The sequence below is a fragment of the Maridesulfovibrio ferrireducens genome (assembly GCF_016342405.1).
GTDB classification, from domain to species: domain Bacteria; phylum Desulfobacterota; class Desulfovibrionia; order Desulfovibrionales; family Desulfovibrionaceae; genus Maridesulfovibrio; species Maridesulfovibrio ferrireducens_A.
On sequence record NZ_JAEINN010000016.1, the window covers coordinates 88903 to 104894 of the forward strand.

The 15992-nt window shown below is 42.9% G+C and carries 14 protein-coding genes; 2 read left to right on the forward strand and 12 right to left on the reverse strand.

Annotation, left to right across the window (positions count from 1 at the left end; all coding sequences use genetic code 11):
- Positions 1–96: 96 nt before the first annotated feature.
- From mrtJ to JEY82_RS16130, 3 genes are all read right to left on the reverse strand, one after another.
- A complete protein-coding gene (gene mrtJ, locus JEY82_RS16120) occupies positions 97–549 on the reverse strand; it encodes a JDVT-CTERM system glutamic-type intramembrane protease (RefSeq protein WP_304087492.1) in 453 nt (150 codons plus the stop codon).
- A gap of 32 nt (positions 550–581) precedes the next feature.
- A complete protein-coding gene (locus tag JEY82_RS16125; protein ID WP_304087494.1) occupies positions 582–1616 on the reverse strand; it encodes a glycosyltransferase family 9 protein in 1035 nt (344 codons plus the stop codon).
- Positions 1617–1882: 266 nt separating this feature from the next.
- Positions 1883–3382: a hypothetical protein gene (locus tag JEY82_RS16130; RefSeq protein ID WP_304087496.1), complete on the reverse strand. Its 1500-nt coding sequence runs from the start codon at positions 3380–3382 to the stop codon at positions 1883–1885.
- A 212-nt stretch (positions 3383–3594) separates the two neighbouring features.
- Here JEY82_RS16130 and JEY82_RS16135 point away from each other — a divergent pair, with 212 nt between their 5' ends.
- Both JEY82_RS16135 and JEY82_RS16140 read left to right on the forward strand, forming a co-directional pair.
- On the forward strand, positions 3595–4185 hold the full coding sequence (locus JEY82_RS16135) for a hypothetical protein (protein WP_304087498.1): 591 nt from the start codon (positions 3595–3597) through the stop codon (positions 4183–4185).
- A 278-nt stretch (positions 4186–4463) separates the two neighbouring features.
- Entirely contained in the window at positions 4464–5438 is a 975-nt protein-coding gene (locus tag JEY82_RS16140) for a ketoacyl-ACP synthase III (protein ID WP_304087500.1), read from the forward strand.
- Positions 5439–5476: 38 nt separating this feature from the next.
- Here the strand turns inward: JEY82_RS16140 and JEY82_RS16145 are convergent, their stop codons facing one another.
- The 9 genes from JEY82_RS16145 to JEY82_RS16185 form a co-directional block, all read right to left on the reverse strand.
- A complete protein-coding gene (locus JEY82_RS16145; RefSeq protein WP_304087502.1) occupies positions 5477–7153 on the reverse strand; it encodes a mechanosensitive ion channel family protein in 1677 nt (558 codons plus the stop codon).
- Positions 7154–7179: 26 nt separating this feature from the next.
- The gene (gene trxC, locus JEY82_RS16150) at positions 7180–7626 is read right to left on the reverse strand and encodes a thioredoxin TrxC (protein ID WP_304087504.1); all 447 of its coding nucleotides are present in this window, start codon (positions 7624–7626) and stop codon (positions 7180–7182) included.
- 152 nt (positions 7627–7778) lie between these two features.
- A complete protein-coding gene (wecB, locus tag JEY82_RS16155) occupies positions 7779–8882 on the reverse strand; it encodes a non-hydrolyzing UDP-N-acetylglucosamine 2-epimerase (protein WP_304087506.1) in 1104 nt (367 codons plus the stop codon).
- 110 nt (positions 8883–8992) lie between these two features.
- Positions 8993–10315, reverse strand: coding sequence for a DNA repair protein RadA (gene radA, locus JEY82_RS16160; RefSeq protein ID WP_304087508.1), 1323 nt, complete (start codon positions 10313–10315; stop codon positions 8993–8995).
- Between the two features lie 132 nt (positions 10316–10447).
- On the reverse strand, positions 10448–11839 hold the full coding sequence (locus JEY82_RS16165; protein ID WP_304087510.1) for a DUF3426 domain-containing protein: 1392 nt from the start codon (positions 11837–11839) through the stop codon (positions 10448–10450).
- Positions 11840–11913: 74 nt separating this feature from the next.
- A complete protein-coding gene (gene hpt, locus JEY82_RS16170; protein WP_304087512.1) occupies positions 11914–12438 on the reverse strand; it encodes a hypoxanthine phosphoribosyltransferase in 525 nt (174 codons plus the stop codon).
- A 28-nt stretch (positions 12439–12466) separates the two neighbouring features.
- Entirely contained in the window at positions 12467–12925 is a 459-nt protein-coding gene (locus JEY82_RS16175) for an N-acetyltransferase (protein WP_304087514.1), read from the reverse strand.
- A gap of 5 nt (positions 12926–12930) precedes the next feature.
- On the reverse strand, positions 12931–13416 hold the full coding sequence (locus JEY82_RS16180) for a TlpA disulfide reductase family protein (RefSeq protein WP_304087515.1): 486 nt from the start codon (positions 13414–13416) through the stop codon (positions 12931–12933).
- A 117-nt stretch (positions 13417–13533) separates the two neighbouring features.
- Positions 13534–15954: a homocysteine S-methyltransferase family protein gene (locus tag JEY82_RS16185; RefSeq protein WP_304087517.1), complete on the reverse strand. Its 2421-nt coding sequence runs from the start codon at positions 15952–15954 to the stop codon at positions 13534–13536.
- Positions 15955–15992: the final 38 nt, after the last annotated feature.

Here is a 15992-nt window from a genome sequence, read left to right on the forward strand (position 1 = left end):
GATTTAAGGAACCAGTTGCTTCATTCATACATATCTTAAGAATCATCCTACACTTGCAAAAATCAGTCAAGCGAAGTCCTCTTTAGCATTACAGTTCTACATGAACTGATAAAACAAAAAGGCATTATAAGCAAAATGGATAATTGTGCCGGGTACAACACTACGATATCTCTGCCATATAAAGCCAAAAGCAAGAGAAGGAATGAAGGTAAGCATGGCCCAATTCAAAGGCTGATTAATCAAGTGCATACATGAAAAAGTAAGCGAAGCCAGAATATTAGCTAAACTTAAAGGACCGAATCTGTAACCATAGTGAAAGAACCGATCAAGCCCCTCTTGAAGAAGAAACCTAAAAAATAATTCTTCTATAAAAGCTTTGCCCAGTAGCAATGCAAGGGGAAGCCGTAAATCCGGGCTTGGCACGTACAGCCCGACAAAACCTAAGGATAAAAACAGATAAAAAATGGGATCAGTAAAACTGTACACGCCCCACTTCAGCTGATGCCAAATTCCTTTAATAATTCTGTTTACGAAAAAATCATAAACCATAAATGCCCTGTTTTTATAGTCATCTATAATATTTATATTTTATCCAAAATCTTCACAAGCACTTCTTCAGGAGCGAGATTATTAAGACACGCCAAATCTCCCCTGGCACAACTTTCACGCCGACAGGGCTGACACTCGAGGTCAGGCACAACTTCTATGTGATCAGAAGAAGGAAAAGTCCACGCACTGCTTGATGAACCGGGAATTGTTATACTCGGAGTTCCGACTCCTACAGCAAAATGTCTCGGAGCGGAACAGTTTCCTATATGCAGAACAGCTCTTTCAATGATCGCAGCCATAAGTCTCAATGAACCGGGCTTATCGAGCAGAACACACCGACCTTCAAGGCCGGACACAGCTTTAACTTTAAGCGCCACTTCTTTTTCGCCCGGACCATACAAAATAAAAAACTTTAAATCTTTTCGTTTTTCAGCCAGCAAAGAAATTAATTTGCCATAATGCTCAGCGGGCCATCTTCTAGTGTCTCGTCTGTGAGAAGGGTCTAAAGTAATCAACGATTCATCATCTTTTACTCCCAGAGAAGACAAACAAACGCGAGCTTCCTCACGTTCCTTGTCACTTACAAAAAGATGAGGTCTCTCGTCATCCCAATCGATTCCGAGAGGCTTTAGAACTCCGGACTTATATTTTGCCGCATAACCACCGGGAATGGATTCCGGCCAATTCGTATACAAAAAACGATTATACCACGGCGGCTTAAAAGAAAGCTTCACCGGAGCATTGCAAAATAAGAGCATCCAGCGACATCTGGGAAGTTGCTGAAAATCGACAACCAAATCATAACCGGATATCCCAACTTTTCTATAAAAAGCTAATGCCTTAAATGGATTGCGAAGTTCATTTTTCTTAATGGACCAAATATGTTGAACTGCTGGATTGTTAGCAAAGACTTGAGCACATTTTTCTTCTGTGTAGACATGAATCTCTGCCTGCGGAAATTTTTTATGCAATAAAGAAACAGACGGGGTTGCTAAAACAACGTCACCAATTTGCCGGAGCTGACAAACCAGAATACGCTTAGGATTAATTGCAGTTATATCTTTCACTATTTAAAAAGCTCACTTTCAAAATTATAATAATTCAAAGAAAATCAATTTATTTTTTTGAAGGGTCGAAATAAGCACACCATCTTAACAAAGTCCAGATGCACTTTTACTTCAAAAAATAAGCTTATCTATCAATTCTCTTTCAACGAAAAACATAACGTACTGATAAACCGTAACTTGCAATCAAAACCACCACTGAAGTGTTATGCCACAGCAGCAACACTGTGGCATAACATTCGTAGTTGCTTATTCATTCAGGCGTGGAATTAAAACGGTGGTAATGATTCTTTCGGAATTATTATCAACTTATGATCCTTACGACTGAAATCTGAAACACCTACTCGTGAGGCTCTTTCCAGATCCTTTTCATTCCCTGAATAGAAATAGTAATATCCATTAATCATTTTAGGCTTAAAGTCTTTATCCGTCTGCTGCTCGAAAAGCATAATGTGCATCCGGCGTCCATTTTTTATCATCTTTTTGCCTTCGTTTAACTTAAGCCGTTCCTGCTTTTCAAAACCGAACAAACTCATAGCGCTTTGTTCAATTATATTAGGAGCCCACGCATTAAACCTCATAAGCACGGGAAGCTTTTCTTCCGTAATTATACGGGCATTCTGCGTATCTTCCTGCAAACGGCTGAACGTATTCTGCGAAGGAACTTCTTTCAAAGTAAAAGCGGCAAAAGCTACAATCAGTCCATACTTGAAAAAAGTTGCTGCTCGGGGAGAAAACTCATGCCACTTTCTAATTCCTAAAAGAACAACCATAATCATATATGGAGTTCCAGCTGTAAAATATCTGCTGCCGACCGGAGTCGCCAGTTTAAGCGGATTCAAATTGCAAATCATAAAAACGTGGAAAAACAAACCGCCCAGAAATAATACTGCTATACACTTTTCATTTTCGTCGCCCCGTTTGAGCAGCCAGACCGCTGCGGCCAACCCGGCCAAAACAACAAGCAGAAGTCCTCTGAACTTCACCAGCTTCAAGAAATTAAGTAGATATTGGCTGACACTTACCAGCAACAAATCCTGAGTCACATGAGTCTGAGTGATAACTCCGAGCCTTCCCAGACTGTTACCGGTTGCATTATAAAAATAAAACCATTCCAGTCCGAGAACAAAAAAGAAAAAAGCTGTAAAAATGAGTATGGGTTTCACTCTTCTTTTGCCCAGATAAAGCAGAGCCAGAATCCCCGGGCCATAATAAATACTCGTAACTCTGGAACCCCATGCACATCCGGCAAGCATTCCGGCAAGGGCAAGCAAGTACCAGCCTCCATACTTCCGCCAGCACAGCAGAGCTAGAACACATCCTAACAAATAGGTCATTTCATACAGACCGGGCCAAAGCTGACTGCCCATAGTGGTCATCTTGGGATATAAAATCAAAAGCAGAGCGGATAGCAAACCGAACCGTCTGTCTTTCAGAACTGTGCCTGTATAAAAAGCAAGAATAGCACTGATAGCGGAATAAAAAATAGGCAGAATGTAATAATTAGCCTGAGTCGTGCCGAACATCTTCAGAACCAAAGTTAACGGCATATTTATGGCCCACCTGACAGTATGATGAGTCCATTCTATATAGTTACCTGAGTTAACAAGGTTAACTACATTTTCCCATACACTAAGAGAGTCTCCGCCAATTTCTATATATTCCAAAGATATAACGCGTACAGCAACAGCCAGTAATGCGATGCTCACTGCATAAAATATATTTATGGTAAATCCTGAAAAATTATTATCCATGCGATTATCAGCCATTTATTGTTACCAATCCTAATTTTTATTTTAAACATTCCACTTATCAACAGCAGTTATTGAACAGTAATCAAGTGAGTGTTCATGGTCAACCCGCAGACAAAAAGAACCATCTCTGTCTTAAAAGAACTTTGACAATAAGCGTAAGGTTCCATTACTCTTATAAATAGTACCAATTTTATTCCATTCACATTCGACAACTAACAGGAGATATCATGAAAAAACAGACTCTATCTATATTTGTTCTGCTCCTTGCTGCAGCAGTGCTTATGATTCCCTCATCCGGTTTTGCGTCTGAAAAAAAGATGAAAGAGACTATTCTCAATCTTGATTACACTCCTATTGAAATAGAATCTCCTCCTTGTTCAATCAAGATTGCAGTAGTAAAATTTACAGAAAGCAAACCCATTAAAGAAATAGGGCAAAGCAAACTGTTCAAATACATTCCCTCGATTGAGGTTGGCACATGGATGGCAAAATCATTATACAGCCAACTTAAATCTCAAGGCTACAACGTTGAATACTTCGAAACTATGGATGATGCAGGAAATAGCTTCATAATTACCGGAGTCGCCAACAAAGTATACATAGCCCGCCCTGGACAGCTGGAAATGAAATATAAAGTCCAACTTGACGGCATGGTAACAAAAGACAATAAGCTGCTTTTTTCAAAAAATTATATTTCTAAACAAGAAAAAGAGTTTGCTAATACCGGTCAAAATGCAGGTAAGCTTATGGCCGGACTCCATGATTCATTCAGTCTGTTTATTCCGCAAGCTATCAAAATCATCAATGACAACAACTAAATACTGATATTCATATTAATAAAAATTAGTAAAAAGCCTGATGTGACTGTATCACATCGGGCTTTTCTTTTTTGAAAAGCATCAGAATATTAACTTTTATTAACTTGCGCCCTGTCTGAATAATCGTTATTAGAGCCGTGTTTGCAATGCTGGAGATTAAATACACCACTGAATGTATCTTTCGATTCCTCTCCTTTATTAACACTCGCAGCACCTGTTAGAAACAGTCGTGCTCCCACATAGTTAGTGGCAAATACAATATAACTACGGATAAAATAATGACAGCCCTTATCAATACAATAGAATACTATATCCCGAAGAACACGGTTGACTGCTTTGAACTTGATAAAACCAAACCCGAATGGCACGTCCGCAATTCTTTGCCTAAAACAGGCGTCCGTTTTCTTCACCATGCAGATAAAGATGAGACAACTCTGCAAATGGCCCGCAACGCAGCCGAGAAAGCTCTTAAAAGCCTCGCAGAATCAGAGCTTCCAGACACTCTGATTGTTTGTACTCAGACTCCGGACAATCTTCTTCCTCACGTATCCGCCTGTCTTCAACACGAACTGGGACTCCCTTCGTCCACCAAATGTTTTGATATCAGCCTCGGTTGCAGCGGATACTGTTACGGTCTTTCAACAGCTTACGCTTATCTGACAGCAAATATCTCTAAAAGAGTGCTCTTTGTTACGGTTGATAACTACTCTAAAATAATCGATTCAGATACCAACAAAGCCTACCTGCTCTTTTCTGACGGAGCCTCTGCAACCATTATTGACAAACCTAAAACCTCCCCTGTTTTTCAATTTGGAACTGACGGCAGCCGTAACCAATCTATTGTCTGTAGCAATTCAGGTGTAAGCGTTACAACCGGAAAAGATCCCGAGACTCCCATTCCTAATCCTGAATTTCAAATGGACGGGTACAAAGTACTTCAGTTCACAATTAAAACAATCCCCCCGGAAATAATAAAGCTGACAGAATCAGCAGGGGTTTCACTGGAAGACATTGACCTATTCATCTTCCATCAGGCCAGCCGCCGTGTACTTGAAGAAATGGGTAAAAAACTTGCTATTCCAGAAGAAAAACTGATCATAGACCTTGAAGAAGTGGGAAATATAACTTCCTCTTCAATCCCCATCGCCATGAAAAGAGCGGAAGAACGGGGAGTCCTTAAGCGTGGAGATAAGGTATTACTCTTCGGATTCGGGATAGGACTCAGCTGGTCCGGCGCAATTATCGAATATTAACAAATAAGGGACTCGCCAGAGGGCAAGTCCCTATTTTTTTATACTTCATCTTTTTCTTTTAAAGAATTCCAGTCCGTAGCATGCAAATGCACATCCCTCTGAGGGAAAGGAATCAGTATACCTTCCGCGTTAAACTTTTTATAAATATCACGACTGATTTCATGAACGACTCTCCCTCTATTCTGAGGATGGTCAGCCCAGCAGAGTAGCTCATACTCCAATGAGGAATCTCCGAAAGCTCGAAAACGAACACGAGGAGCAGGAGAATCGACAACCAGAGCATTTTTATGAGCCTCTTCAAGTAACAGAGCTTCAACTTTATCCACATCGGAACCGTAAGCGACACCAATCTTTATACGTACCCTGAAATGCGGTTCAGGTAAGCTCTGATTTGTAATTTTTACATTAGTAATAACTGAATTAGGAATAGTGATGAGTATATCATCACGAGTAAGCAAACGGGTGCTTCGCATACCGACAGCCTTAACCTCACCGCGCTCGCCCGATTCAAGAACGATATAATCCCCCGCCCTGAACGGTCGATCCAGAAAAATTGAAACCCCACCAAAAAAATTAGCTAAAGTTTCCCGCGCGGCAAGGGCTACTGCAACACCCGCGATACCGGCTGAAGCGAATACGGCTGTAACAGGAACCCCGAAATAACTACCGGCGTTATAAAACAAAATAAAGACCAGAAAGAAAGTAACGAGCCTGACAACAAGCTTAATCACATCAGCATCAAGAGCTTCTTCGTTGATTTTCGAAGAAGCGATAATTCCATGCATAATGACATTCCCGGTCACAATTATTGCAATTCCTGAAAAGATAAGAAAAGCTGCTTCAAGTCCCATGATAAAGACTGCAAGCACCTGTCCTGTAATATTAATCTGTCTGGCTATAAGGTACTCCAAAAAAGCACACATAAACATCCCGGAAAACGGAAAAAGCAAGCGCCCGATCTCCCACGAACAGTCATCAAACCGACACTTCATACGCTTATTAATCAGCCACATCACCCATAGTAAAAATAAACCTGCTCCCAAAAGTAAAAAAAGACCTGCCCACTGCCACACAGCCTGTCCAAAATATCCACGCTTCATCCACGCAGGCAAATCGCTTAAAAACCCATCGGGAATCATCCAACCTGATGAATAAATATACTGCTCATAAAGGCCATGATAATTTTCATCTAAATCGCTTTTTTTATAGGGTAATTCTCTAATTTCATTATAAAATTCTTCCAGCCTGCTTACTGTCTCAGGAGTAAATAGAAATGACCCTGACCTTGGTGAATTCACTACTTTACCAATTACAAGCTCTGTATGCGGCATACGCCACTTCTCAATCCCGGTACTCTTTACATCTTCTTTATCAGGCACATCATTCATATCCGGCAAATCAAATCTATCAAGAATCTCGCGCAACCTAAGTACCGACTCTACACTCACATCACTTAGCAAAGTGGGCGGAACTTTGCTAAAATCAAAACAACGGGCAGCTCTCTGCAGGTACTCTAATTCAAGCTTAAAATCTTCATTAGGAGACGACGCAACAAGATATACCTCGTTAGTATAATGAATAAAACTCTTTAAGGTAGCCCGAGGGCTTGATGTATCCGGCGGTTCAAGCGGAAACATGGTGGAAGCAAAAAGGACAGAAGGAATCAACATTATGAGCACAATTGACAGAAATAAATATTTTACAGAACGAATCATATTTTCTCCGTGAAACTTAAGAAATATCAACTCGATTGCTTAACCCACTCCACTATTTGCTGTGTAGTCATAGCACCGGATATACGTTTTTGTTCGCGACCATTATTGAAGAGAACCAGAGTGGGGAGTGATCGTATGTTGAACTTGGCGGATAATTCTTTTGAATGTTCTGTCTCAACTTTAGCTGTCAGAATTTTAGGAAAAATTTCTGCGGCGGCACTTTGAAAAGCCGGAGCCATCGACTTGCAGTGACCGCACCACGGTGCCCAGAAATCGACCAACACTGGCAAATCTGTTTTTGATATGAATCGATCGAAAGTTGAAGCTGTCAGTTCGACTGGTTTTGGAATAAGCACCTGCCCTCCACACTTCCCGCATGCGGGCTGGTCTCCGAACCGCTTAGATAATATACGGTTGACAGCGCGGCAGTTGGGACAGACAACATGTATGGCACCTGAAGTGGTATCGTCCATAACTTCCTCCTTCTAAAATCCAGAGCATTCGAAAAAGCAAATTAACTAAGCTGATTAATACCATGAAAAAACAACACGTGTAAGATAATTTTTCAAAAAAAAAGGGATCACCTGTTATGGCAATCCCTGCAATAAAAAACTGATCTTACTGCTTAACCTCGATTCAAATAATCAATCAGAATTTCCCAAATACGCTCAGCGGCGTGCCCGTCCCAACCTGGTATTTCAGGGGCAGGATCATCTGTTTTAGCAAAAGCCTTTTCTACTTCACTCAGAATTTTAGCTTCAGAAACACCTGCAATAACATTTGTTCCGCGATCGACAGTGACAGGACGCTCTGTATTCTCACGAACGGTTACACAAGGAACGCCAAGAGCTGTCGTTTCTTCCTGCAATCCGCCGCTGTCGGTAATGACAACCTGTGCATCTTTCCACAGATAGAGTGATTCACGAAACGAAAGAGGCGGAAAAGTATGCACATTTTCTGAAAATGAAATAGAAAACTCTTCCATCATCTTGGCTGTGCGAGGATGGATAGGAAACAGAATAGGCAATTTCTCTGAAATTTTATTAAGCGCGGAAACAATACCCTTCAAGACATCTTTACAATCTACATTTGAAGGACGATGCAGCGTTAAAAACGCATACTTCCCAAGCTTTTCTTTGAGCGGCCTGGATTGATAATCGGAAGTAACATCGTCTCCAAGCCTCTTCACATTATAGAACAAATTGTCGATCATGACGTTGCCGACCTGAAAAACCGAAGCAGGGTCTTTACCTTCGCGCAATAAATTATCGAATCCGTGCTCTTCGGTAGTAAAAAATAAATTACTGATCGAATCTGTAACCATACGGTTGATTTCTTCAGGCATATCCAGATCACCGCTTCTAAGACCAGCCTCAACGTGAGCCACAGGGATATGCAGTTTCCGAGCAGTGACAGAACAAGCCAGAGTGGAATTAACATCGCCCACAACAACGACCAGATCAGGCTTGTGCTCAATACATATCTTCTCAAAAGAGATCATTATCGCGCCGGTCTGCTCAGCATGAGAACCTGTTGATTTACCCATATTAAACTTAGGCTCATCAATATCCAGATCCTCAAAAAAGACCTGAGACATCTGACGATCATAATGCTGACCAGTATAAACAATGTCGCATTCAATGGATTCCAAATTGCGGGATGCCCTGAAAATAGGGGCTACTTTCATCAAGTTAGGCCGCGCTCCGGCTACCAGAAAAACTTTTTTCATTTATATGCTCTCAATTGAAATTACTCGGAGACTTATGCCTCCGGCGGCTTAAAACCTGCCCTCGACCCCTTTGGTCCAGCCGAAGGCGAAATCACCTATTCTTAGTTCTTTTATCCATTTGGTCCGAAAAGCTTATTCTGCAATTCATCCAAAGTACGACATGATTCAGACTGAAAAATTGGACCATATCCAAGTCTGTCTGCCTGTTTGAGTCTTGTTTCTCCGCCCGAAGCAGGACGGATGCGGCCGTTTAAATCAACTTCGCCCCAAAATACTGAGCCGGCCGGGAGCGGACGATCATAGAAAGAAGAAAGAACAGCGGCTGCGACTCCAAGATCAAGGCCGGGATCGCGCATAGCAAGACCGCCGCCTATTTTTGCGTAAATATCAAGCTGTCCGAGATTTAAATTGAGCCTTTTTTCAAGTACGGCAAGAATCAGATTAAGCCTGTTTGTGTCAAATCCCAACGCTGTTCGACGCGGTATGGAAAGCACTGAACGGCTCGCTAAGGCCTGTACTTCTACAGCAAAAGGTTTGTGCCCGTCCATTGCCATAACTACAGCTGCACCGGAAAAAGAATCGTCCCTGTCACCGAGAAAAAGTGTTGAAGGATCTTCAACTATTTCCATTCCCGATTCACGCATGGAAAAGACAACCAGCTCATCACTGGGACCGAATCTGTTTTTAAGCACGCGCATAATGCGCATCATATGTTTACGGTCGCCTTCAAGATAAAGAACGGTATCAACCATATGCTCAAGTAACTTTGGCCCGGCAATCTGTCCGTCTTTGGTGACATGCCCGACTAACACCAGCGTCGCAGTGGTCTTTTTAGCTGCTTCGACAAGTTCAGACGAAACAGCACGCACTTGACTGACGCATCCCGGAATACCTTCCGCACGAGAAGAATTAAGTGTTTGCACGGAATCGATTATCAAGAGATCCGGTTTCTCCGGAGCTTCGAGAATAGCAAGAGCTTCTTCGGAATTAGTGCTGGCAATGGCAAGCATTCCTGAATTGAGCAACCCCAGTCTTTCGGCGCGCCCTCTGATTTGAGCCAAAGATTCTTCACCGGAAAAGTATACAGCCCGGTTTCCCATCTGTGCCTGAGCACAGGCAAGCTGCAAAAGCAGGGTCGATTTTCCGATACCGGGTTCACCGCCGACAAGGACAGCTCCACCGGGAACAAAACCTTTTCCCAACACAGTATCAAGCGGAGCAAACCCTGTTGAACGGGCCTCGGTATGTTCTGTCGGAATGTCAGCCAGAGCAGTAGTTCTTACGCCTGCATAAGTATGACTTACTGCTCCCTTTTTACGAACAACCACTTTTTGCTGCAAAGTATTCCATTCACCGCAACGAGGGCATTGCCCCTGCCATTTAATGGCTTGAGCTCCGCAACCCGAACAAACAAAAATATCTTTCGTTTTCATACATATCTCCGCAGTGGTAAAACCATAAACAAAAAGCCGGACATGCAGTCCGGCTTTTCATATTTAAATCTATCAATTCAATTTAATCTGCGCAGCCCTTTATATTTAAAGAATTACGCTTCAAATCAATCTTTATTTCTTAGGCGGATTTTTGGCTTCCACCACATTGATAACATATTCCTTAACAGCAGGAGACGGTTTGAAGAATACCACCATGAAAGGAGTATCCATGCCCGGCTTAAGCAGAGTATTATTTGATAAAACTCCAACCTTCGAAGTCAGCCCTGCATCTATTTCCTCACGGGACTGAACTTCAAGCTGGAACAGTGAAAGTGTGTTTCCACAAAGAAGTCTTTGAGAATCAAGCACCTGCCCTTTATCATCAAAAAGCTGGGCTTCCACTTCAATAAGCTCTTTAGGCGTATTGAAATTATTTACCACTTTGCCTTCGATTATAAAAAGCTGTCCAGCTTTGTCATTATTCACATAAAATTGGCGCAAATCTTTAAAAGAGAACTTACTGAATCTTTTGGACGGAGGCTCGGAAGCGTCCATCTCGCCATCTTCAGTAGAAGAGACAAAAGGAATATCGAAAGGAACACTTTCCCAGAGTTTCAGATACCAGGCTGCCCCGGCTCCTCCGGCAAAAAGCAGGACAATGATCAAAGTAATGATCATTCCTTTTCCTTTTTTCTTACCACCGTTTTTACCCGCAGAAGACCGGGTGGAGTCTTCATCAAGGTCAAAACCGTTTATCTCTCCATCGTCAAGGGGAAGACCGTGGTCGTCATCATCATCCTCTTCTTCAAAGGATTCTCCCTCTTCGTAAGATTCCTCGTCTTCAACTTCCTCATCATCTCCGAAAAGCTCGTCTTCGGAAAAAGATTCAGTTTCCTCGTCATCGCCAAAGAGTTCATCTTCATCAAAGGACTCTTCTTCGGCTACGGGTTCGGGAGCTTCTTCTTCAGCAACTTCTTCTGAAAATTCATCATCTTCATCACTGCCGAAAAGTTCCTCATCTATATCAAAAGCCTCTTCGTCGTCAGCAGGTGCTGCGGGCTCATCATCATCAAAAAGATCCGCACCTAAATCCGCGTCGGCATCATTATCATCTGAACCGAAAAGATCATCTTCAAGATCATCAGTACCGGCAACAGCGGGAGCCTCATCATCGGCTCCAAGGTCACCGAAAAGATCTTCATCAAGATCCTCTTCAGTTTCTTCGCTTGAGTCTTCGCCAAACAAATCTTCATCAAGATCTTCTTCAGCAGGAGCTTCCGGTTCCGGTTCCGGTTCTGGTTCGGGCTCTGGCTCAGGTTTCGGTTTTGGTTTTGGTTGCGGCTTCGGCTCACTAACAATCTCTTCTTCGAGCATAGACGCAACTTCGTCTTCCGGCTCTAGAGCAGGAGGGCTTACCTTAAAAACATTCGCACACTTGGAGCATTTAACTTTAACTCCGCCTGCTGGAATTTTACTATCCGGTAAATTGAACTTGGTCTCACAGTTGGAACACGTAATAATCATGGACCGCTCTACCTGCTCTTAAAGAGGTTTAAATCAACTCAAATCATAAAAAAATAACACATGAAACTATAGAATTAGACATTCTCTAATTCATAGACAGCATTTAGATACCTGTATTTTTCAGCGTAGTCCATTCCGTATCCTACAAGGAAGCCATTCTCAACAACAAAACCGGGAAAATCGACTTTAAGATCAATTTCTCTGCGCTCTCCTTTATCAATCAGAGCACAGGTTTTAATGCTAAGCGGATTACGCTTGGAGAAAACATGCTTCAAAAATTCAACAGAATGCCCAGTATCTACAATATCTTCTACTATAAGAACATGCTTATCGGCAATAGATCCTTCCAGATCTTTTGAAAAATTCATGCTTCCGGTTCTGCTTGTTCCGCTTCCATAACTTGAAAGGCGAACAAAATCTATTTCCGGCTCAGCTTCGAGACTGCGTGTAAGATCCGCAAAAAAAAGATAGGCACCTTTTAACACGCATACACATACTAAAGGCTGATCCCCGTATGTTACAGAAATTTCTTTACTAATTTCCTTAATTCTAGCCGCAATAACTTCGGAAGAGAATACTTCTTTAAGGCAATGGCCCATAACTAAGTTCCTTATTAATTTAATATACTTAAAGTTTCATTATCATTGGAATTTCATCACAATCAGGAAACAGCGGACAATTAATACAATCCGCCCAGACTTTCTGCGGAAGTATGTTTTTATCCGTCACAACGAATCCCTGCTTGGCAAAAAATGCCTCAATGTTTGTGAGAACAAAAACTTCACAAACTCCCAAATCACGAGCTTCCTGAATACACGCTTCAACCATTCTGCCACCCAGATTAGATCCGCGTTCATCAGGAATAACCACCATAGAACGAACTTCAGCTAAGCAATCCCAGCTGATGGCCAATGCGCAACATCCGACCACTCTGCCATCATCCGTTTCGGCAACAAAAAAATCACGAAGATGATTATAAACCGAAGCCCGGGAACGAGGCAGAACCATTGCATTCTTAGTACTGTCTTTTATGATTGAATGGATTGCTTCGGCATCTTCCATCCGAGCCTTTCTAATAATTGTCACAGATTTTACCGATCCTTAAGCAGCTTGTTAATGAAAGCCTCAAACATTGAACCGGGAAAACTACCGGATTTATCAAAAACTTTCTTACCCTTAGTGTCAAAAACAAGAGTTCTAGGAATACTTTCAAGCTTGAAAAAGCTTCCTACATCGCTGTCAGCAAAATAAATAGGGTAATTAAACTGAGCATCTTTACTCATAAATTCTTTAACATCTGCAACGTCAGGATCAACTGAAACTCCGATCATCATCAGATCGTCATCAGAGAATTTTTTGCGCAATTCAACCAATTCAGGTATTTCAGCACGACAGGGAGGACACCATGTTGCCCAGAAATTGAGAACAACAACTTTCCCTTTTGACTGCGCGACAACATCTTGAACAGCCTGAGCGTTCAAAGTTTTAACTTCACCGGTTGTTTCAGCCTTGCTGCAACCAACCGCCAACATCAAAACCATCGCCATCATTACGCAAATCTTATTTGTAAATCTCATACTACTCCCAGTATAAAATCATTTAGTCAGGATCAACTTCAGTCTGCACTAACAGATTCTTTAATAGAACTCAAAAAAGCCCTGTTCATCTGCGGCGGTCTTATTGGGATAATTTAATTACTGCAACAACTCTTTAGCGACTTTTACCGCCGCAACCGCGTCGGTAGACCAGCCATCAGCGCCTATAGAATCACAGAACCCGCCGGTTATAACCGCACCGCCGATCATGACCTTGATATCAAGGTTCCGTTCTTTTAAAAGATTTATGGTATCTTCCATTCTAACCATGGTCGTTGTCATAAGCGCGGAAAGGCCGATAATTTTAGCGCCTTTTTCCTGAGCAGCATTCACGATAGTTTCCGCCGAAACATCTTTACCCAGATCAACCACATCAAAACCATGGTTCCGAAGCATGAGGCAGACAATATTTTTACCGATATCATGGATATCCCCTTCAACCGTTGCCATAACTATTACGTCCTGCTCCTCCGTTCCTCCGGCTGCCTCCATGATAGGTTTCAGCTTTTCAAAGGCTTTCTGGAGAGTTTCGGCAGACTGTAAAAGCTGTGGCAGAAAATATTCCTTGCGTTCATACTTCTCGCCGACTTCCATAATCGCAGGAATAAGTTCATCATTAACCAGCGCAAAAGGATCACGTCCGCCTGCAAGATCTCTTTCAACAAGAGCGAGGATTCCGCCCCTGTCTCCTGAAACGACTGCGTCAAAAAGATTCTCAGCTACGGCTTTTGGTTTTCCTTGATTCTGTCCACCACCTGTAGCCTGTCCACCGTCCCCGGAAGGAGTCCATCCGGAGTACTGCTCGATAAACTGCTCTGCCTGAGGATCTCTGGCGAGCAGGACTTCTGCGGAATAGAGGCTCTCTCTGAGTCTGGAAGAGTTAGGGTTAGCGATAAAAGCGCAAAGCCCCTGCCCCTGACACAAAGTCAGGAAACTTGAGTTGAGAAGTTCGCGGGCGGGCAATCCGAACGATACGTTGGAAAGTCCCAGAACTGTCGGCAGATTCCATTCTTCTTTGCAGTGACGAATAAAGTCCATGCAATGCCTTGCGGCTTCCGGCTTGGACGAAACAGTCAACGCAAGAGCATCGACCATTATAAGTCTGCGGGGAATACCGTAGGAATCCGCTTCTTCAAGAAGCTTGGAAACCACTTCAATTCTTTCCGCACAGGTGAAAGGAAGCTTGCTGCCGATTATGGGCAGTAAAATAAAAGGAGCTCCGAACTTCTTACAAAGCGGTCCAAGCCGTTCCATACGTCCTGATTCACCACTGATAGAATTGACAAGCGGAGAACCTGCGTAAGCCCACAAAGCGGCTTCAACAGCATCAGGATTAGTAGAATCTATACTTAAAGGAGCAGGAAACTGCGCCATAACTTCTTTGGTGAGGGCCGGTAAAATTTTAACTTCATCAACCATGGGAGCGCCTACATTAATATCAAGCACAGGTGCTCCGGCTGAAAGCTGCTCTGCGGCAAACTTCATAGCCTCGGTGAACTGCCCTTTTTGAAGCTCGGCACTGAGAACTTTCTTTCCGGTGGGATTAATACGCTCACCGATGATTACACCGCGCTGATCAAATCCGATCTTAACGGACTGCGCACGAGACGTAAGAACCATCTGGCAATTATCCTCGGGAACAGGACGCTTCCATTTTGCGTCACCCACAGCATTTCTGAGCGCTCTGATATGGTCAGGAGTTGTTCCGCAGCAACCACCTATAAATTTAGCACCAACTTCAAGGAAACGAACGGATTGTTTGGCAAAAGGCTCAGGCTGAAGTCTAAAAACTGTTTGACGGTTTTCATCCAGTTCAGGAAGTCCGGCATTTGCTTCAACCAGCAATGGACTGGAAAGCCTCGGCTGCATGGACTCCAGCACTTCATATATCTGTTCAGGCCCTGCACTGCAGTTGGTCCCCATCAGTTCAACACCCATATTCTGCATGGTGTCAATAAACGTCAGCGGAGACGAACCTGTCAGACAAGCGGCAGGAGATTCAAAAGTCATGGAAAGAGCAACGGGCAAGTCGCAGACTTCGCGGGCGGCAATAACAACAGCTCTCGCTTCAGCAAGGTCAAAATGAGTTTCACCGAGAATCAGATCAACTCCACCTTCAACCAGTCCCTTGATCTGTTCTTTATAGATCTCGACCATCTCTTTAAAGGTCATTTCACCTAGAGGCTGGACAAAATAACCGGTTGGACCGACACTACCGGCAACAAAGACGTTATCTCCGGCAACGCTTTTGGCGATAAGAGCCATTTCTCTGTTCAGGCCGATGACATCCGCACCCGAGCCGAGCTTGGGCCTGCTGCCGCCGAAGGTGTTAGTGGTAAGAACATTCGCCCCGGCAGAAACATAATCCTTGTGCACAGATTTTATAACTTCAGGGCTCTCAAGACCGAAAATTTCAGGAGACATTCCTGCGGGAAGACCTCTTCCCTGTAGAAGTGTTCCATATCCACCATCGAAAAAATAAACACGATCGTCGCTGAGAGCTTTACGAAAATCCGGCATAAGGTACTCCAAAAGTTATGAATAAAACCCGAAAAATC